The sequence below is a fragment of the Pantoea sp. S62 genome (assembly GCF_016658625.1).
GTDB classification, from domain to species: domain Bacteria; phylum Pseudomonadota; class Gammaproteobacteria; order Enterobacterales; family Enterobacteriaceae; genus Pantoea; species Pantoea vagans.
In genome coordinates this window covers 84,906-104,060 of record NZ_JACVVI010000017.1, presented here as the reverse complement: position 1 = coordinate 104,060, position 19,155 = coordinate 84,906, and the positions used below count along the sequence as shown (strand labels likewise).

Genomic DNA, 19,155 nt, shown 5'->3' with positions numbered 1-19,155 from the left:
TGGAGCCATCATCATGACGCAACGTCCCGACTGTATTCGCCACTGGCAGGCGCTGGAAGGCGAAGATAACGAACACTATGCCGACAGCGATGAGCGCATGTCGATTGGTGCGCCACTGGGGAGATTGCTGGGATTAACCCGCCTTGGCATTCACCATGAAAGGCTGTTGCCCGGACGCCGCTTGTCTTATCCCCACGCGGAGAGCGCGGAAGAAGAGTTCATTTTTGTGCTTGAAGGACATCCTGACGCCTGGATTAACGGCGAGCTTTATCCACTGTCGCCGGGCGATGCAGTGGCCTTTCCGGCGGGCACGGGCATTTGCCACACCTTTATCAATAACAGCGAGCACGAGGCACGCTTTTTAGTGGTGGGGGAGACCAGCAAGCCTGAAAATCGTATTACTTATCCTCTTAACCCGGATTACGAAGCAACCCGTAAAGACAGATGGCTGAATCCGCCCGAACATCCTATGGGCAACCATCCCGGTTTGCCCGACAAAAAAACTTAAGATTTTATCGCCTGATCCAGCCAGGTCTGGAACCGTGAATAGGGCACATAGAGCGCAACGTTCTTATACAGCGTCTTACCGCTGGCATTGTCATTGATGTTATTGCTGTAGCCAATAATTACACCTGCCAGCGTGTCGTCTGAGGCGTTATAGACCGCGCCGCCCGACATCCCTTTCACCACACCCGCATTCGCCGCGACGACGACACAGTCTGGCTTGTTCCAGCTGTTTGCCAGCGTGGTATTAATCAGGTTCTGTCCGCTGGAGCTGACCGGCATGGCCGAAATAAAACTGTAGCCGTAGAGATTCACCTGGTCGCCGATATGACTGTTGCGGAAGCTGGGTGGCAGGTTCATTTCGCTGTTTTTGTGGTAGACCACCGCCAGATCGCATTGCGGATGCCAGGCTTTGACGCGGTAAAGTGAAAACTTCGCCACGTGCGCGGCGGTCAGACTGTACTCCGGCGTCAGCGGGATAGTGGTACCGAGCGTACCAAAGCCCAGCACGGTGGGAATGCCGGTGACGGTCATATCAACCCGTTTTTCAGCCTCTTTACTGTACTCATAATGACCCACCGAGCAGCCGGTTAAGCCAAACACCATTAAGGCTATGAGTCGTTGCATTCTCTCTCCCTGCGTCAGAAGTTGATTACATCACCTGGCAATTGATTAGGGATATATCGGCAACGTTAAAGATTTATTAATTAATTCCGCATTAAAAAGCGTAACCGGTTAACAGAAAATGACAACCTGACAGTGGGGGAATGAGGCTGTGCGGGCCTGGCCTGCAGGCTGGAGACGAAAGATTTTTACGATAACGCGGCAGGATTATTGCGGCGGCGGCAATAATCCTTTGCTGCACGCAGGCTATGTCGCAAATCAGTGCTGTGCTGTAATACTCAACGTGACGCAGATCAAATTCTAACAAGCGTCGAGGGGCGGCGCGTCTGCGCGGTTCACCTGCAAATAAAACCGGGAGAGTGTTATGCCTGTAGCATTAATGGCGCTGGCGTTGAGTGCGTTCGCCATCGGAACCACCGAATTTGTCATTATGGGGTTGCTGCCGGAGGTGGCACGTGACCTTCAGGTGTCGATTCCGTCGGCGGGCTGGCTGATCAGTGGCTATGCGCTGGGAGTGGCGATTGGTGCGCCGATTATGGCATTGCTCACCGCCAGATTGCCGCGCAAAAAAACGCTGATCCTGCTGATGGTGATCTTTATTGTCGGCAACCTGCTGTGTGCGCTGGCTTACAACTACAACCTGCTGATGCTGGCGCGAATCGTCACCGCGCTCTGTCACGGTGCTTTCTTTGGTATCGGCGCGGTGGTGGCCGCCAGCCTGGTGCCGGCCGGTCGTCAGGCTTCTGCTGTGGCGCTGATGTTTACCGGGCTGACCCTGGCTAACGTGCTGGGCGTCCCGCTGGGAACCAGCTTCGGACAGATGTTTGGCTGGCGCGCTACGTTCTGGGGCGTAGCGGTGATCGGCGTGCTGGCGTTTATCGCCCTGATCGTGAGTCTGCCGAACAATAAAGAAGAGAAGCCGGTTCATCTGGCGAGTGAAATCGGTGCGCTGGCCAACGGCAAACTCTGGCTCTCGCTGCTGATGACGGTGTTCTTTGCCGCGGCGATGTTTGCCCTGTTCAGTTACATTGCGCCGCTGCTGTTAGAGGTAACGGGCATCAGCGATCGGGGGGTCAGCTGGACGCTGTTCCTGATTGGCGCGGGCCTGACAGTGGGTAACATTCTTGGCGGCAAACTGGCCGACTGGAAAGTCTCCTTCAGTCTGATCCTCAGCTTTTCTCTGATCGCCATCTTCTCGCTGCTGTTCAGCTGGACCAGCCATGCGCTGTGGCTGGCGGAGCTCACCCTGTTCCTGTGGGCAATGGCGACCTTTGCCACGGTACCGGGCCTGCAGATCAACGTGGTCCGTCACGGCAAAGAGGCACCGAATCTGGTCTCAACCCTGAACATTTCGGCGTTTAACGTCGGTAATGCGCTGGGTGCCTGGGTCGGCGGGGCAGTCATTGGCCGTGGTTTTGGCCTGACGGCGGTGCCGGTTGCGGCAGCTGCGCTTGCCGCTATCGGCCTGCTGATCTGCCTGATGACCTTCCGTAAATCGGGCAGCGCAGCCGCCAGAGTTCGCGCTTAAGCCAGGCGGGCGGCAATACGTGCCGGAAAGTCAGCCACCTGCTGCTGCAGATGGCTGACAAAGGCATCGACCAGCGCTGACGCGGGACGGTGTTGTGGCCTCACCAGGCTGACGGTAAACGGCACCGCCACGCTGAATTTTCGCATCACCACACCGCTGTCGGCGTAATCCAGCGCCGTCAGCGGATTTACAATCGAAATACCCACGCCCGCTCTGACCATCGCGCACACCGACGCGGCGCTGTGCGTCTCCATCACCAGCCGCCGTTCGACGCCCTGATCCTGAAACAGCGCATCCAGCAGTTGACGATAGCTGTCGTTGCGCGACAGGCTGACATACTGTTCGCCCGCAAAGTCGTGCGGTGTCAGTTCTGCACGCTGACTCAGAGGATGATGCTGTGGCAACACGCATACTTCATCACAGGTCAGCAGGGCGAGGCGGTCAGTGCCAGCCGGCGCGTGCTGGGTTTCGGTTAAGCCGATATCGTAGCGCTGTGCCGACAGCCACTCCTCCAGCAGCGGCGACTCCTGCGGAATCACATTCAGGCTCACATCCGGGTAGCGCTGTAAAAAAGGCTGACACAGCGGTGGCAGCAGCGACTGCGAAAAAACCGGCAGGCAGGCGATCGACAGCTCACCCTGACGAAACTGACGCAACCCTTCTGCCGCTTCCATGATGCGATCCAGCCCATACCAGGATCGCTGTACCTCTTCAAACAGACGTAACCCCTGCACCGTCGGCTGCAGGCGACCGCGTACCCGCCCGAACAACGCTAATCCCAGCTGCTGCTCCAGTCGTGCCAGCTCCCGGCTTACGGTCGGCTGTGAGGTATGCAGCAGCGTAGCAGCCTGGGTCAGGTTGCCGCTGGTCATCACCGCATGAAAAATTTCGATATGCCGCCAGTTAATGTTCGCCACGCCGCCTTCCTATATCTATTCTGAATAGATGCTATTAAAACAGATATTTTTCGCTATGGCATGATTCTGGCTTAATGCGGTTATCGCCACAGGAGAATTGCTATGCCACGTTCATTACAGAGTACCGACACCACCCTCAACGCCACTAACCTGCTGCCGCTGGCACGCCGTTATGCCGGTCCATTCTGGGCTTATGACGCACAGATTATTCAGGCGCGTATTGCTCAGCTGCAGGCGTTTGATGTGGTGCGTTTTGCGCAGAAAGCCTGCTCAAATATTCATATCCTGCGCCTGATGCGTGCAGCGGGTGTGAAAGTGGATTCGGTATCGCTGGGTGAGATCGAACGTGCGCTGGCTGCTGGCTACCAGTCTGGCGGTGACGAGATCGTCTTCACTGCGGATCTGTTCGATCAGCCGACACTGGCGCGGATTACTGCGTTGAAGGTGCCGGTCAATGCCGGTTCGATCGATATGCTGCATCAGCTCGGCGCGGTGTCACCGGGACATGCGGTGTGGCTGCGGGTCAACCCAGGTTTTGGTCATGGCCACAGTCAGAAAACCAATACTGGCGGCGAAAACAGCAAGCACGGTATCTGGCACGACGACTTAGACGAGGCGCTGGCGGCCATTAAACAGCACGGCCTGAAGCTGGTGGGTATTCACATGCACATCGGCTCTGGCGTGGATTATTCGCATCTGCAGCAGGTCTGTGATGCGATGGTGGAACTGGTGATGGCATCGGGTCAGGATCTGACTGCGATCTCTGCGGGCGGTGGCCTTTCTATTCCTTATCGCTACGGCGAAGAGGCGATCGATACCGATCACTACTTTGGACTGTGGGACGCGGCGCGTCAGCGTATCGCTCAGCATCTGGGTCATGCGGTCAAACTGGAGATCGAACCGGGCCGTTTCCTGGTGGCCGAAGCGGGCGTGCTGGTGTCGCAGGTGCGGGCAGTGAAATCGATGGGCAGCCGTCACTTCGTGCTGGTCGATGCCGGTTTCAGTGATCTGATGCGTCCCTCCATGTATGGCAGCTATCACCATATCTCGCTGATGGCAGGCGATGAACGGGCGATTGATGAGCAGCAGACCATCGACACGGTAGTGGCCGGTCCGCTGTGCGAATCGGGCGATGTCTTTACCCAGCTGGAGGGCGGCATGGTCGAACCGCGCGCGATGCCGGCAGCAAAAGTGGGCGATTATCTGGTGTTTCACGACACCGGTGCTTACGGTGCCTCTATGTCCTCAAACTACAACAGCCGTCCGCTGATCCCGGAAGTGCTGTTTGAGCAGGGCCAGCCGCGCGAAATCCGTCGCGCGCAGACGATTGAGTCGTTGCTGGCGCTGGAAATCGATTAACTTATGAAAATCGTCCCGCTCAGCGATGTGCCGCAGTTTGCCGATCAGATCACCGACTGGCAGTGGCGCGCTTTTGGCGAAGCCAGCAGCCAGGCGTTCTTCGCCAGTGTGGTAAACAGCAGCCTGACCGGCGCTGATTTTCCGGTCACCTTTGTCGCCGTAGAGGCGGGCAGGGCAATCGGCACGGCGGGATTCTGGCGCTGCGATCTGATCAGCCGTCAGGATCTCTATCCGTGGCTGGCGGCGCTCTATGTGGATGAGTCGGCGCGCGGCAAAGGTGTCAGTGAGGCGCTGCAGCAGCATGTCATTGCTTATGCACAGGCTCGCGGCTATCCACGGTTGTGGTTATGGTCAACGTTTGGAGGTTACTACGAACGGTCTGGCTGGCTGGCGCAGGGAGAGGCGCTGGAGTATCCCGATAAGCCGGTGAAACTCTATTATCGTGACCTGTGAGAGAGGCCAGCCGCCCTGCGGCAGCTGGCAACAGAGTATTTATGGCGCAGGATAGGTGTAACGGCGGTGGATCGCCTCAATACCTTCCAGAATCTCTGCATTTAAAGTCAGATTGAAACTGTCGATATTAATCTGCAGCTGCTCAAGCGTTGTGGCACCCAGCAGCGTGCTGGCCACAAACGGCTGCTGACGCACATAGGCCAGCGCCATCTGCGACGGGTCAATCTGATGCTGTTGCGCTAACGCTACATATTCGGCAATCGCCTTCTGAGACTGCTCGCCGCTATAGCGGGTAAAGCGGCTGAACAGCGTGTTACGTGCGCCCGCAGGCTGCGCACCGTTCAGATATTTGCCGCTCAGCGTACCAAACGCCAGGCTGGAATACGCCAGCAGCTCGACGCCTTCATGCTGGCTGATTTCGGCCAGACCCACTTCAAAGCTGCGGTTCAGCAGGCTGTAAGGATTCTGAATGCTGATAATGCGCGGCAGTTCATGCTTCTCCGCCAGCTGCAGATAGCGCATCACGCCCCACGCGGTTTCGTTCGACACGCCGATATAACGGATTTTACCGGCGCGCACCTGCTCGGTCAGCGCTTCCAGCGTCTCCAGCAGCGTCACCTGGGCCGTGGTCTCGCTGTACTGATAGCCCAGCTTGCCAAAATAGTTGGTCTGGCGCTGCGGCCAGTGCAGCTGGTAAAGATCAAGGTAATCGGTGTTCAGACGTTTCAGGCTGGCATCCAGTGCGGCGCGGATGTTTTTACGGTCCAGTGCCATATCCGGGCGAATCGACGCATCATTGCCGCGTGACGGACCCGCCACTTTACTGGCCAGAATGATTTTGTCGCGGCTGCCGCGCTGTTTAAGCCAGCTGCCAATGTATTGTTCGGTCAGACCCTGGGTTTCCGGGCGCGGTGGCACCGGATACATTTCAGCGGTATCAATAAAGTTGATGCCGGAACGGATAGCCAAATCCAGCTGAGCATGGGCGTCGGCTTCGCTGTTCTGTTCGCCAAACGTCATAGTGCCCAACCCCAGCTGACTCACTTCCAGCGTGCTGTGGGGAATACGATGATAGTGCATTGCCAGCTTCCTTTTTTTATGGAATGGAATGTTGTGTCCTCAGGGACTATAGCGCGAGCAACGGCGGGGAAGGAAGGGGCAAAAGTCGGGGAAATTACCTGCCAGCGCGGAATCGGTGGCAGGTAATTAAATCGGGCACTTAACGTTCAATGATCGTTGAGACCTCATCGCTGTTAATCTGCACCTCGTGACCCGTCTGGTCGGTGTACTGCACCAGGCCGGTCTCTTTATCAATGCTCGGCTTGCCCTCGGTCATGATCATCCGGCCATCTTTGGTCGCCATGACATAATCAGAACTGCATCCACTCAGTAACGCTGCGGTTACCATCACCAGTGCTACGCCTGCCAACCCTTTCATCACGCCTCTTCCTCACAAATCGTTAATTGCAAAAAGTGTAGTAATAAATGGTTTTGCCGGCAGGGTTAATCGTAGGATTCTGAAAATAATCGGGCGAGCAGGCTCGCCCTTGACTTTCTCAGGCGTGCTTTTTCTTACTGCGCATAAGGTTAAGGCACTCAACCGCCATGGAGAAGAACATAGCGAAATAAATGTAACCTTTGGGTACGTGGACCGCAAAACTCTCCAGAATCAGGGTAAAACCGACCAGAATCAGGAAGGAGAGTGCCAGCATTTTCACTGACGGATGGCGCTCGACAAACTCACCAATGGCGCGTGCGGCAAACATCATCATCAGCACCGCAATCACGACGGCTGCCATCATAATGAACAGATGATCGGAGAGACCGATAGCAGTGATCACCGAGTCGAGGCTGAAAATAATGTCGAGCATCATGATCTGCACAATCGCGCCAAGGAACGAATGAACGCGGGTGTTGTGTTCGCCTTCGCTGCCTTCAATCGTTTCATGGATCTCCATGCTCGATTTCCACAGCAGGAAGAGACCGCCAAACAGCAGGATCAGATCGCGCGCCGAGAACGCATGATCCATCAGCGTAAACAGCGGATTAGTCAGACGGGCGACCCAGGCGATGGAAGCCAGCAGGCCAAGACGCATTAACATCGCACCCATCAGACCAATGCGGCGTGCACTGGCTTGCTGGTGTTTTGGCAGTTTAGCGACCACCAGCGACAGGAAAATGATGTTATCAATACCCAGTACCACCTCAAGGATGGTCAGGGTGCCCAGCGCCAGCCAGGCGTTGGGATCGGAAATCCACTCAAACATACCGGCATTCAATCCTAAACGAAAAGTAAACGGCGATTATACGCATTGAATTCGCCAATCTCCCACAAAATTGCGACGATGGTCGCGCAGGATAAGCGATTTACAGGAGAAAATGGCGCGCCAGCAGGGGACCGGTGAAGCTCTTCTTCAGGTAGAAGCCGCGCGGCAGGGTCATGATGGGCTGGCCCTGATCGCCAATTCCCTCGGTCAGTGCCTTGCTGTTGGCGGCTTTGGGCCGGATTTGCAGCCAGGCACCATGCCGTGCGGTAATCTGCTCAACGCGCCCCAGCACGATCATATCCATTAGTTCTTCCCAGTCCTGACGCAGCATCTCATCTTCTTCCGCATTCGGGCTCCATAACAGCGGCGCGCCGACACGGCGTTCCCGCAGCGGAATCTCCCGCCCGCCTTCAACCGGGATCCACAGCACCCGCGCCAGCTTGTGACGCACATGGCTGGTGAGCCACGTCACGCCGCTGTTACCGGTCAGCGGTGCGACGCAGACAAAGGTGGTTTCCAGCGGTTTACCCTGTGCATCAATCGGGATGGTTTTCAGTTCGATACCCAGATGGGCAAAGTCCTGTTCCGCTTTGCTGCCCGCGCTCGCCCCAAGGTGCCACTCCAGCAGCATGCCGACCCACCCTTTATCGCGTTTAAGATCCGCAGGCATGGGCAGACCGGCACGCGCAGCCAGCGTTTCCATAGGTAATCCGGCTAAATCCTGCGCGCGTGCCAGCAGGCTGGCTTCATCTTCGGGTGGTCCTGGGGGATAACGCATGTTGATAACTCGCAATGGTTAAAATTTGTACAGCTGCGGGTGGCTAAGTTGTCCCGCTAAAATAAATCGTGTCCGTGATCGATAATAACATGATAGATCATGCTTTTTTAGATGGATTGCCCTTGCGCTATCCGCAGTGGGACAGGGTTATCCCAGCTTACCCTCAACAATGAACAGGATCTCCAGCCCGGTTATCCACAGAAAAGTGGGATAACCCCCTTATGTTTGCGGTACTGGTTCCATTTACAGCCTTGACTTTTCGCTATTTGACCAAATTTTCACCGCCATGACCTAACCCTGAGCAATTATCTGTGGATAAAAAGCACTGTGCTTATAATTTATCCAATTGTCAGTGGGCGTAAAAATATTCGCTGTTTATAAAAAGCCGATGAAGCGAGATTCTTTATTAATTTAATTATTAATCAATAAGATAATAAACTAACTCTTTTTGGCATTCCCAGGTGTGATGGCAGGGTTATTCAGTTAACTCCCGCGTTCTGCACAAAGCTATCCACAGAAAAGGTGAATAAGATCGATCTTTTTTGCGGTCTTTGTTTATAACTTTGCCCTTTTCTGTGAGTTATCCCGCTATTGATGGCTCAACCCCCCATGAATCCAGTGGTTTACCGCCTGTAAGGAGTGTGAAACAATCAGGCCATTCAAATTTTGCTTTGAGGTAGTCCGGTGATCGATGATGATGGCTACCGCCCGAATGTTGGTATCGTAATCTGTAACCGGCAGGGACAAGTGTTATGGGCCAGGCGCTTTGGACAGCACTCCTGGCAATTTCCTCAGGGAGGCATCAATCCCGGTGAAACCGCAGAACAGGCGATGTATCGCGAACTGTTCGAAGAGGTCGGATTACACCGGAAAGATGTTCGAATACTTGCCTCTACCCGTAACTGGTTGCGTTACAAGTTGCCAAAACGTTTGGTGCGTTGGGACACAAAGCCGGTATGTATCGGCCAGAAACAAAAGTGGTTTCTTCTGCAGTTAATGTGTAATGACGCGGATATCAATGTGCAGCACAGCAGCACGCCGGAATTTGACGGCTGGCGCTGGGTCAGTTTCTGGTATCCGGTGCGTCAGGTTGTCTCCTTTAAGCGCGATGTCTATCGTCGGGTAATGAAGGAATTCGCTGGCGTGGTGATGTCTATGCAGGAGAGTGCGGGGCAGCGAAATAATCCTGCCCATCGACGTAAGAGAGGATAGGCCACGCCCTTTATGCTCACTCAGTTGCGCGAAATTGTAGAAAAAGTGGCGAGTGCGCCGCGTCTCAATGAAGCACTCGACATCCTGGTCAATGAGATCTGTCTGGCGATGGATACGGAAGTCTGTTCCGTTTACCTCGCCGACCACGATCGTCGCTGCTATTACCTGATGGCGACGCGCGGCCTCAAAAAACCGCGTGGCCGCACCGTGACGCTGGCGTTTGACGAAGGTATCGTCGGTTTAGTGGGCCGTCTGGCCGAACCGATTAACCTTGCTGACGCCCAGAGTCACCCCAGCTTTAAATATATCCCCGCAGTCAAAGAGGAGCGTTATCGCTCCTTCCTCGGCGTGCCCATTATCAGCCGTCGCCAGCTGCTTGGCGTGCTGGTGGTGCAGCAGCGCGAACACCGTCAGTTTGATGAAAGCGAAGAGTCATTCCTGGTGACGCTCGCCACCCAGATGGCGGCGCTGCTGTCGCAGTCTCAGATGGGTCAGCTGTTTGGTCAGTTCCGGCAGACGCGCGTGCGCGCCATTGCGGCAGCGCCTGGCGTAGCGGTGGCACCCGGCTGGGTCGATGAGACGCAGCCTCTGCTCGATCAGGTTTCGGCCGCCTCGACGCTGGATGTGCAGCGTGAACGTGAGCGTCTGTCGCTTGCCATGAGCGAAGCGGCCAGTGAATTCCGCCGCTTCAGCAAACGTTTCAGCGCCAGCGCACAGAAAGAGAGCGCGGCCATTTTCGATCTCTACTCTCACCTGTTAACCGATGCCCGGCTGAAGAAAGATCTGTTCGACGAGATCGAGCGCGGATCGGTCGCGGAGTGGGCCGTTAAACAGGTGATCGAGAAGTTTGCTGAACAGTTCGCCAGCCTGACTGACAACTACCTGCGTGAACGCGCAGGCGATCTGCGGGTGCTGGGTCAGCGTCTGCTGTTTCACCTCGATGATACTCTGGTCGGCACGAATGCCTGGCCGGAACGCTTTGTGCTGGTCGCCGATGAGCTGACTGCCACTACCTTAGCGGAGCTGCCGCAGGAGCGGCTGGCGGGTGTGGTAGTGCGTGACGGCGCGGCTAACTCCCATGCGGCGATCCTGACCCGTGCCATGGGCATCCCGACGGTGATGGGCGCTGACATCCAGCCTCATCAGCTCAACAAACGCCTGCTGATCGTTGATGGCTATCGCGGTGAGCTGCTGATCGATCCCGAGCCGGTGCTGGTGCAGGAGTATCAGCGGCTGATCAGCGAAGAGAACGCGCTGAGCAAAATGGCGGAAGGCGTGGTCGATCAGCCGGGTGAGCTGAAAAGTGGCGAACGCGTGCAGGTGATGCTCAATGCCGGATTAAGCCCGGAACATGAACAGGCGCTGGGCAGCTGGGTGGATGGTATCGGCCTCTACCGCACCGAAATCCCGTTTATGCTGCAGAACGGCTTCCCGTCGGAAGAGGAGCAGGTGGCGCAGTATCAGGGCATGTTGCAGCTGTTCCACAACAAGCCGGTAACGCTGCGAACGCTGGATGTGGGGGCAGACAAACAGCTGCCCTACATGCCGATCAGTGAAGAGAACCCCTGCCTGGGCTGGCGTGGCATCCGCCTGACGCTCGACCAGCCGGAAATTTTCCTGGTACAGGTGCGCGCGATGCTGCGCGCCAATGCCGCCTCCGGCAACCTCAGTATCCTGCTGCCGATGATCAGTCATATCGACGAAATCGACGACGCAAAACAGCTGATCGATCGTGCCGGACGCGAAGTGGAAGAGATGCTGGGCTATGCGATTCCCGCGCCGCGTATCGGCATCATGATCGAAGTGCCGTCGATGCTGTTTATGATCCCGCATCTGGCGTCCCGGGTCGATTTTGTCTCGGTCGGCACCAACGACCTGACGCAGTATCTGCTGGCGGTGGATCGTAACAATACCCGCGTCGCGAACCTGTACGACTCGCTGCATCCGGCGATGCTGCGCGCACTGAATGCGATTGCGCAGGAAGCCCGCCTGGCCAATCTGGAATTGTGCCTGTGTGGTGAAATGGCAGGTGATCCGATGTGCGTCGCGCTGCTGGTCGGCCTGGGTTATCACCATCTCAGCATGAACGGTAAAAACGTACCGCGCGTTAAGTACCTGTTGCGTCATCTGGATCATGAAGAGGTACAGAAGCTCAGCGAACAGGGAATGAATGCCGACACTGCCACCGAAGTTCGCCATCTGGTCTCGGCCTTTATGGAGCGGCGCGGATTAGGTGGGCTTATCCGTGGTGGTCGTTAGACGCTGAAGCAGGCTTTACGCGTTATCCGCGTTTACATTTGCAAGACAATTCACAAAACCGGCTGTGCTATGATGCGCAGCCTTAATTTATGTGCCTGACAACGCCCCTTTTCAGGGTTGAAAAATAGACGGTGAATGATGAATAACGGCTATATTGCATTTCCGCAGTTCGATCCGGTGATCTTCTCGATCGGACCGGTTTCGCTGCACTGGTACGGTCTGATGTATCTGGTGGGCTTTGTTTTCGCCATGTGGCTGGCAGTACGCCGCGCCAATCAGCCTGGCAGCGGCTGGAAAAAAGAGGAAGTTGAGAACCTGCTTTACGCTGGTTTCCTGGGCGTCTTCCTGGGCGGCCGTATCGGCTATGTCCTGTTCTACAACTTACCGCTGTTCCTGGAAAATCCTCTCTATCTGTTCAAAGTCTGGGATGGCGGCATGTCGTTCCACGGTGGCCTGATCGGGGTGATTGTGGTGATGCTGATTTTTGCCCGCCGCACTAAACGTAATTTCTTCCAGGTTTCGGATTTCATTGCGCCGCTGATTCCATTTGGTCTGGGTGCCGGTCGTCTCGGCAACTTCATTAACGGCGAGCTGTGGGGACGTGTCGATCCGGGCTTCCGTTACGCCATGCTGTTCCCTGGCTCCCGCAGCGAAGATGTCGCGCTGGCCGCCACCAATCCGCAATATCAGGAACTGCTTAATACCTACGGCGTACTGCCACGTCATGCTTCGCAGCTCTATGAACTGGCGCTGGAAGGTGTGGTGCTGTTTATCATTCTGAACCTGTTTATTCGCAAGCCGCGCCCGATGGGCAGCGTCTCTGGCCTGTTCCTGATTGGCTACGGCGCCTTCCGTATCATCGTTGAGTTCTTCCGCCAGCCGGATGCCCAGCTTGGCCTGTTTGAAGGCGGAATCAGTATGGGACAGATCCTCTCTGTGCCGATGATTATTGCCGGTATTATTATGATGATCTGGGCGTATCGTCGTCGCCCGCAGCCACAATTTCGCGAGGAAAAATGAAACAGTATCTGGATTTAATGCAACATGTGCTGCACGAAGGCACACCAAAAGCTGACCGTACCGGCACCGGTACGCTTTCAATTTTTGGTCACCAGATGCGTTTCAATCTGCAGGATGGTTTTCCGCTGGTCACCACCAAGAAATGCCATATCCGCTCCATTATTCATGAGCTGCTATGGTTCCTGAAAGGTGACACCAACATCGGTTATCTTAAGGAAAATAACGTCTCCATCTGGGACGAGTGGGCAGATGAGAATGGCGATCTCGGCCCGGTGTATGGCAAACAGTGGCGCAGCTGGGGCACGGCCAGCGGTCAGGAAATTGACCAGTTAAGCCAGGTGATGGAGCAGCTGAAGCGCGATCCTGACTCACGCCGGATTATCGTTTCTGCCTGGAACGTTGGTGAGCTCAGCGAGATGGCGCTGGCACCGTGCCATGCGTTCTTCCAGTTCTATGTGGCGGACGGCAAGCTCTCCTGCCAGCTTTACCAGCGCTCGTGCGACATCTTCCTGGGTCTGCCGTTTAACATCGCCAGCTATGCGCTGCTGGTGCATATGGTGGCGCAGCAGTGCGATCTGCAGGTGGGCGACTTCGTCTGGACGGGTGGTGACACGCACCTCTACAGTAACCATCTGGAGCAGGCGCGCCTGCAGCTGACCCGCGAGCCGCGTCCGTTGCCAAAGCTGGTGATCAAACGCAAACCAGCATCACTGTTTGACTATCAGTTCGACGATTTCGAGATTGAAGGCTACGATCCGCATCCCGCGATCAAAGCGCCTGTCGCCATCTGATCCGCAGTAAACGATAACGCCCTGGCAACTTCGCCGGGGCTTTTTTTTGCCTGCATACCGGTAAATCTGCGGCACCCCTCGCACGCTTCTGCCACTGCCTGTGTGGGGGGGAAGATTCTCTGCGGCACGCTTTCCAGCCTGTCACAACACCTGTTGTTTCGACTGTTCATCACCCGCACTCTGACGCCATGAAAACAGCACACTTACGCGGTTTTACCCTGCCGGAGCTGCTGCTGGTAATGGTGATTGCCGGCATTCTAAGCCTTGCCGCGCTACACGGCTGGCAGCGCTGGCAACAGCGGCAGCAACTGCGCGACAGCGCTCAGCAATTGCAGGGATTCCTGCTACGACTGCGTGCCCAGGCCAACCGGCAAAATAGCGACCTGGTGTTATGGTCACTGCCTGGCGATCCCTGGTGCATCGGTGCCGGCAGCCACCCCATTGCGGGGTGCGTTCACGGGAAACGGCTGCATTTCATCGCGCCGCACACGGGCGTGGCGCTCTATGACATTCGGGGCGAGCCGGGTTTCTATGGCCGCCGCAATGTCGCTAAGGCGGGCAGTATAGAGCTGGGAAACAGCGCCGGACGCATGCGGCTGATTATCTCAGCCAGAGCCCGTATTCGCCTCTGCATGATGGATGAGGAGACGTGCCGTTGAAAATCGCCGGATTCAGCCTGCTGGAGATGCTAATCGCCATGGCAATCAGCGCGGTCGTCATGTTAAGTACCGGGCGTTTTCTGCCGCTGTTGCTGGCGGAGAGTGCTGGCGTACTGCAACAGGCGCAGCTGCGTCAGGAGTTACAGCAGATGATGGCCACGCTGGAAAAGGCAGTGCGGCGTGCCGGTTATTGTCACGGTGAGTGCGGCAGTGGTGCGCTGAAAATCAGCGAGAACTGCCTGCTGCTGCGCTGGGATGAGAACAGCAACGGTAAATGGGAACCGGTGGGCCATACGGAGAGTGACTATTACGGCTTTCGCCTGCGCCAGCAGCAGCTTGAGATGCAGCGCGGCGTTGACCAGTGTCAGTCAGCGGGCTGGGAACGGCTCTCCGATCCCGCATTCATGACAGTGGAGCAGTTCCGCATCAGCCAGCAGGGTACACAGGTCAGGATCGCGCTGCAGGGACGGGCCGGACGCTGGCTTGAAACGGTGGAGAGCTGGATAGAGGGCGTGAACCTGTGAAGCAGCGAGGCAGCAGTGCGCTGGGCATGGTGCTGATGATTATGGTGATCGGCAGCTTTACGCTGCATGCCAGCCGAAAGATGTCTGAGCAGGGAATGCGACTGCTGGCGGATGAGCAGCAGTTTATTCAGGATTTCTGGCGGGCGCAGTCGGCGCTGCAATGGGGTCTTTCTCTGAGTTGGCCAGCGACGGAGTCAGCACTGTGTCAGCAGGATGATCGTCAGGGCTGGCGCAGCTGTTTACAGCGAGGTGAAAGGGATGAAGGTCTGCTTAAAGGTGAGGCCAGCGGCAGTGGCATGGCGGTATGGCATTGGGTGCATTTACGGGGCAATCAGATTAGTGCGCTGCCGCACGGCTGGATTGATTACTGTCCGCTCACGTCCCCGGCAACCTGCCAGTAAATGCGGCGGATTCAGTCTGCCGGAAGTGTTGTTTGCTCTGCTGTTAATGGCATTAAGCAGCAGCACGCTGTTGCACTATCATCGCGCACTGGCGCTGGGATTCAGTCAGCAGTGGTATCAGCGCGAGGCATGGCGGGTGGCTGAGCAGCGCCTGGCAGGGCATGACGTTGCGGGCTGGACATCGACGCTGCAGCAGCAGAGCGGCCCTTCAGGCTGCACCCTGGAGCGGGCTGACGTGACGGGGCCTTATCAGCGCCGCGCTACTCTGACACGGCTGCGATGTTAAAGGTCGCGGGTCGCCCTTTTGATGGGTTTCAACCGCGATACGCGGTAAAGTGACAGAGCCGCAATACCGTAGTCACGTTCTGAGTTATCACAGGAGTTTTCATGTTTCACGTTTATCACTCAAATCAGCTTGATGTGCTGAAGATTCTGGCGGCGGCGGTGATTAAAGATGATCCTCTTGATGATCCTTTCGCCTCAGAAATGGTGCTGGTACAGAGCCCGGGAATGGCGCAATGGCTGCAGATGGAGCTGGCGCAAACCTTTGGCATTGCGGCCAATATCGAATTCCCGCTGCCTGCCAGTTTTATCTGGGAGATGTTCGTCCGCGTACTGCCCGATATCCCGGTAGAAAGTGCTTTCAGCAAGGCCAGCATGGGCTGGAAGCTGATGCACCGGCTGCCGGTGATGCTCGAACAGGAAGAGTTTGTCTCTTTACGCCACTATCTCCATGACGACGGCGACAAGCGAAAACTGTATCAGCTCAGTTCACGCGTGGCCGATCTGTTCGACCAGTATCTGGTTTATCGTGCCGACTGGCTCAACAGCTGGGAGCGTGGCGAAACCATTGACGGACTGGGCGAAGCGCAGCGCTGGCAGGCCGCACTGTGGCGCGATCTGGTAAGTTACACCCAGGCGCTGCGCCAGCCCGAATGGCACCGTGCCAACCTCTATTCGCGATTTATCCAGACGCTGGAGCAGGCGAAAACCACGCCGGAAAATCTGCCGAAACGGGTCTTCATCTGTGGTATTTCTGCGCTACCGCCGGTCTATCTGCAGGCGTTGCAGGCGCTGGGACGACACATCGACATCCATCTGCTGTTCACCAATCCCTGCCGCGACTACTGGGGCGACATTCAGGACTATGCGTTTCTGGCGAAACTGCAGAGCCGTCAGCGCCGACGTCATGGTGCCGATGAATCACGCGGACTTTTCCGGGATGCAGAGCAGGCTCCGGCGCTGTTTAACGACGCTGGTGAACAGCAGCTCACTAACCCGCTGCTTGCCTCATGGGGCAAGCTGGGGCGCGATAACCTTTTTCTGCTCAGTCAGATGGAGTCAAACGACGATATTGATGCGTTTGTGGATGTGGAGCCAGATAACCTGCTGCACTGCATGCAGCACGATCTTCTCAACCTGCAGGATAACGCCGTCATCGGGCTGAATGCGGCGGAACTGGCGCACAGCGATCAGAAGCGCTGTCTGGATCCGGAGGACCGCTCCATTGCGGTTCAGGTCTGCCACAGCGCCCAGCGTGAAGTCGAAGTATTGCAGGATCATCTGCTGGCGATGATGGAGGCCGATCCGACGCTGAAAGCGCGTGACATTATCGTCATGGTGGCCGATATCGACGCCTACGCGCCGTTTATTCAGGCGGTGTTTGCCAACGCACCCGCCGATCGCTACCTGCCGTTTGCGATTTCAGACCGGCGGGCCAGTCAGGCGCATCCGGCCATTGTGGCATTTCTGAATCTGCTGGCACTGCCGGACAGCCGATTTGTCTCAGAGGATGTTCTGGCGCTGCTGGATGTTCCGGCGCTGGCTGCTCACTTCTCTATTGATGAAAGCGGCCTGCGCTTACTCCGGCGCTGGGTCAGCGAATCGGGTGTGCGCTGGGGGCTGGATGATGCCAGCGTAGAAGCGCTGTCACTCCCGATTACCGGCCAGCACACCTGGCGCTTTGGCCTGCAGCGCATGCTGCTGGGTTATGCAATGGAGAGCCACAACGGTGACTGGGAAGGGATTCTGCCTTATGACGAGTCGAGTGGTCTGGTGGGGGAACTGGCGGGACATCTGGCTGAGCTGCTCTCCCGGCTTAATCACTGGCGACAGCTGCTGGCCGAACCCCGTCCGCTGGTCGCCTGGCTGCCACTGTGCCGGGAATTGCTGAACGCCTTTTTCAGCCCCGATGCAGAAACCGAGGCTGCCCTGCTGCTGGTGGAAGAGCAGTGGCAGCAATTGATCGAATATGGGATGGATGCGCGCTTTGAAGAGGCGATTCCGGTGGCGCTGCTGCGCGATGATCTGCGTAGCCGCCTTGATCAGCAGCGCATCAGCCAGCGTTTTCTGGCCGGACAGATTAACTTCTGCACCCTGATGCCGATGCGCTCCATTCCTTTTCAGCTGGTCTGTCTGCTTGGCATGAACGACGGCGTCTATCCCCGTACCCTGGCACCGTTGGGCTTTGACCTGATGCAGCAGCAGTCCCGCAAAGGTGACCGCAGCCGCCGTGATGATGATCGCTATCTCTTCCTGGAGGCGATGATTTCGGCACAGCAGCAGCTCTACATCAGTTATATCGGCCGGGCGATTCAGGATAATACGGAACGCTACCCGTCGGTGCTGGTCACAGAACTGCTGGATTACATTGGACAGAGTTTTTATCTGGAGGGCGACGGTCATCTTGAGCTGGATGAAAGTGCCGAACGGGTGCGGATGCACCTGCAGCACCTGCACAGCCGGATGCCCTTTGCTGCAGAGAATTTCCAGCCGACTGCCAGATTGCAGAGTTTTGCCCGTGAGTGGCTGCCTGCGGCGCAGGGAGCAGGGCAGCCGCAACCCGATTTTGTTCAGCCGCTGGAAGCGCCGTTAATTGATGCGCTGACGCTGGAAGCGTTTCTGCGTTTCTGGCGGCATCCGGTCCGCGCCTGGTTCCACCAGCGGCTCGGCGTGAGTTTCTGGCTGGAGGAGAACGAACTGCCCGACAGCGAGCCGTTTGCGCTCGACAACCTGGAGCGTTACCAGATCAACGCGCAGCTGCTGAATGCCCTGGTCGAAGGCGAGGACACCCAGCGGCTTTATGCGCACCATCGCTCGGCTGGTAATCTGCCTTACGGCGCGTTCGGTGAGCTGTTCTGGCAGGCGCAGCGTGATGAGATGCAGGAAGTGGCTGCTGAAGTGGTCACTCAGCGCAGTGATGGCGAGAGCTGGGAAGTAAACCTGCAGCTGGAGCAGGTCAGCTTAACCGGCTGGCTGACGCAGGTGCAGAGTGACGGATTACTGCGCTGGCGGCCGGGCGTGCTCAACATGAACGACGGACTGTTACTCTGGCTGGAGCATCTGGTCTACTGCGCGCTGGGCGGCACCGGCAGCAGCCGGATGTTTGGCCGGCAACAGAGCCGCTGGTGTTTCCTCGCCGTACCGCAGGCTGAGGCGATCGCTGCGCTGAATGAATATGTCGCAGGCTATCTCGCCGGTATGCGCCAGCCGCTGATGCTGCTTAACAAGAGTGGCGGCGCGTGGCTGACCGCCAGCTATGACAAAAAAAGCCAGCAGTTGCTGACCGATGAAGCGACGCAGCTCAAAGCGCGTAATCGACTGCTGACCGCCTGGCAGGGTAACTATCAGGTCGAGGGCGAGGGCGGCGATCCCTATCTGCAGCGTCTTTGCCGTGTGCTGGATGAGCCACAACTGCAGCAGATAACTGAGGCGGCACAGCGCTGGTATTTACCGGTGCTGGCTGCACATCAGGATGATGAATAGCAGGTCAGAAGGCATTTTTGCTAGCTGGCTTATTACACAGAAATTTTGCTCTGCTTTGAGCCGCCGTGTCAGAGATTGGCGGTTTATCGGGAAA

19 protein-coding genes are annotated in these 19,155 nt (G+C 56.8%); 13 read left to right on the top strand and 6 right to left on the bottom strand.

Annotation, left to right across the window (positions count from 1 at the left end):
* The first annotated feature begins 13 nt into the window (after positions 1–13).
* On the top strand, positions 14–508 hold the full coding sequence (locus IBT54_RS20430; RefSeq protein WP_110330843.1) for a cupin domain-containing protein: 495 nt from the start codon (positions 14–16) through the stop codon (positions 506–508).
* Here the strand turns inward: IBT54_RS20430 and IBT54_RS20425 are convergent.
* Positions 505–1,131, bottom strand: coding sequence for a serine protease (locus IBT54_RS20425; protein WP_013358928.1), 627 nt, complete (start codon positions 1,129–1,131; stop codon positions 505–507). The two genes, IBT54_RS20430 and IBT54_RS20425, sit on opposite strands and share 4 nt — an antisense overlap.
* A gap of 361 nt (positions 1,132–1,492) precedes the next feature.
* Between IBT54_RS20425 and IBT54_RS20420 the strand changes: the two genes are divergently transcribed.
* The gene (locus tag IBT54_RS20420) at positions 1,493–2,656 is read left to right on the top strand and encodes an MFS transporter (RefSeq protein WP_201252835.1); all 1,164 of its coding nucleotides are present in this window, start codon (positions 1,493–1,495) and stop codon (positions 2,654–2,656) included.
* Here IBT54_RS20420 and IBT54_RS20415 read toward each other — a convergent pair.
* Entirely contained in the window at positions 2,653–3,573 is a 921-nt protein-coding gene (locus tag IBT54_RS20415; RefSeq protein ID WP_013358926.1) for a LysR family transcriptional regulator, read from the bottom strand. The genes IBT54_RS20420 and IBT54_RS20415 overlap by 4 nt on opposite strands.
* A gap of 102 nt (positions 3,574–3,675) precedes the next feature.
* On the opposite strand from IBT54_RS20415, the gene lysA reads away from it, so the two are divergent.
* A complete protein-coding gene (gene lysA, locus IBT54_RS20410; protein ID WP_201252834.1) occupies positions 3,676–4,932 on the top strand; it encodes a diaminopimelate decarboxylase in 1,257 nt (418 codons plus the stop codon).
* A gap of 3 nt (positions 4,933–4,935) precedes the next feature.
* A complete protein-coding gene (locus tag IBT54_RS20405; RefSeq protein ID WP_201252833.1) occupies positions 4,936–5,385 on the top strand; it encodes a GNAT family N-acetyltransferase in 450 nt (149 codons plus the stop codon).
* A gap of 39 nt (positions 5,386–5,424) precedes the next feature.
* On the opposite strand, the gene IBT54_RS20400 is transcribed toward IBT54_RS20405, so the two are convergent.
* The 4 genes from IBT54_RS20400 to mutH all read right to left on the bottom strand — a co-directional run bounded on the left by IBT54_RS20400 (position 5,425) and on the right by mutH (position 8,430).
* On the bottom strand, positions 5,425–6,465 hold the full coding sequence (locus IBT54_RS20400; RefSeq protein ID WP_061063274.1) for an NADP(H)-dependent aldo-keto reductase: 1,041 nt from the start codon (positions 6,463–6,465) through the stop codon (positions 5,425–5,427).
* 139 nt (positions 6,466–6,604) lie between these two features.
* Complete coding sequence (locus IBT54_RS20395) at positions 6,605–6,823, bottom strand: YgdI/YgdR family lipoprotein (RefSeq protein WP_013358922.1); 219 nt, start codon at positions 6,821–6,823, stop codon at positions 6,605–6,607.
* 118 nt (positions 6,824–6,941) lie between these two features.
* Positions 6,942–7,652 carry a TerC family protein gene (locus tag IBT54_RS20390; protein WP_003853954.1) on the bottom strand — a complete coding sequence of 237 codons (711 nt, stop codon included), beginning with the start codon at positions 7,650–7,652 and terminating at the stop codon, positions 6,942–6,944.
* A 100-nt stretch (positions 7,653–7,752) separates the two neighbouring features.
* A complete protein-coding gene (gene mutH, locus IBT54_RS20385; RefSeq protein ID WP_110330840.1) occupies positions 7,753–8,430 on the bottom strand; it encodes a DNA mismatch repair endonuclease MutH in 678 nt (225 codons plus the stop codon).
* Positions 8,431–9,114: 684 nt separating this feature from the next.
* Here mutH and rppH point away from each other — a divergent pair.
* The 9 genes from rppH (at position 9,115) to recC (ending at position 19,061) form a co-directional block, all read left to right on the top strand.
* Positions 9,115–9,642, top strand: a complete 528-nt coding sequence (gene rppH / locus IBT54_RS20380; protein ID WP_009087042.1) for an RNA pyrophosphohydrolase — start codon at positions 9,115–9,117, stop codon at positions 9,640–9,642.
* A gap of 12 nt (positions 9,643–9,654) precedes the next feature.
* The gene (gene ptsP / locus IBT54_RS20375; RefSeq protein WP_033783993.1) at positions 9,655–11,901 is read left to right on the top strand and encodes a phosphoenolpyruvate--protein phosphotransferase; all 2,247 of its coding nucleotides are present in this window, start codon (positions 9,655–9,657) and stop codon (positions 11,899–11,901) included.
* A 138-nt stretch (positions 11,902–12,039) separates the two neighbouring features.
* Complete coding sequence (gene lgt, locus IBT54_RS20370) at positions 12,040–12,921, top strand: prolipoprotein diacylglyceryl transferase (protein ID WP_041457257.1); 882 nt, start codon at positions 12,040–12,042, stop codon at positions 12,919–12,921.
* Positions 12,918–13,712: a thymidylate synthase gene (thyA, locus tag IBT54_RS20365; protein WP_013358917.1), complete on the top strand. Its 795-nt coding sequence runs from the start codon at positions 12,918–12,920 to the stop codon at positions 13,710–13,712. Before lgt ends, thyA begins: the two co-directional genes overlap by 4 nt.
* Positions 13,713–13,900: 188 nt before the next feature.
* Entirely contained in the window at positions 13,901–14,371 is a 471-nt protein-coding gene (locus IBT54_RS20360) for a prepilin-type N-terminal cleavage/methylation domain-containing protein (protein ID WP_201252832.1), read from the top strand.
* Positions 14,368–14,895, top strand: coding sequence for a prepilin peptidase-dependent protein (locus IBT54_RS20355; RefSeq protein ID WP_147790014.1), 528 nt, complete (start codon positions 14,368–14,370; stop codon positions 14,893–14,895). Before IBT54_RS20360 ends, IBT54_RS20355 begins: the two co-directional genes overlap by 4 nt.
* On the top strand, positions 14,892–15,296 hold the full coding sequence (locus IBT54_RS20350) for a DUF2509 family protein (RefSeq protein WP_013358914.1): 405 nt from the start codon (positions 14,892–14,894) through the stop codon (positions 15,294–15,296). Before IBT54_RS20355 ends, IBT54_RS20350 begins: the two co-directional genes overlap by 4 nt.
* Positions 15,297–15,342: 46 nt before the next feature.
* Complete coding sequence (locus IBT54_RS20345) at positions 15,343–15,582, top strand: prepilin-type N-terminal cleavage/methylation domain-containing protein (RefSeq protein ID WP_033733820.1); 240 nt, start codon at positions 15,343–15,345, stop codon at positions 15,580–15,582.
* A gap of 101 nt (positions 15,583–15,683) precedes the next feature.
* Complete coding sequence (recC, locus tag IBT54_RS20340; protein WP_201252831.1) at positions 15,684–19,061, top strand: exodeoxyribonuclease V subunit gamma; 3,378 nt, start codon at positions 15,684–15,686, stop codon at positions 19,059–19,061.
* The last annotated feature ends 94 nt before the right edge of the window (positions 19,062–19,155 follow it).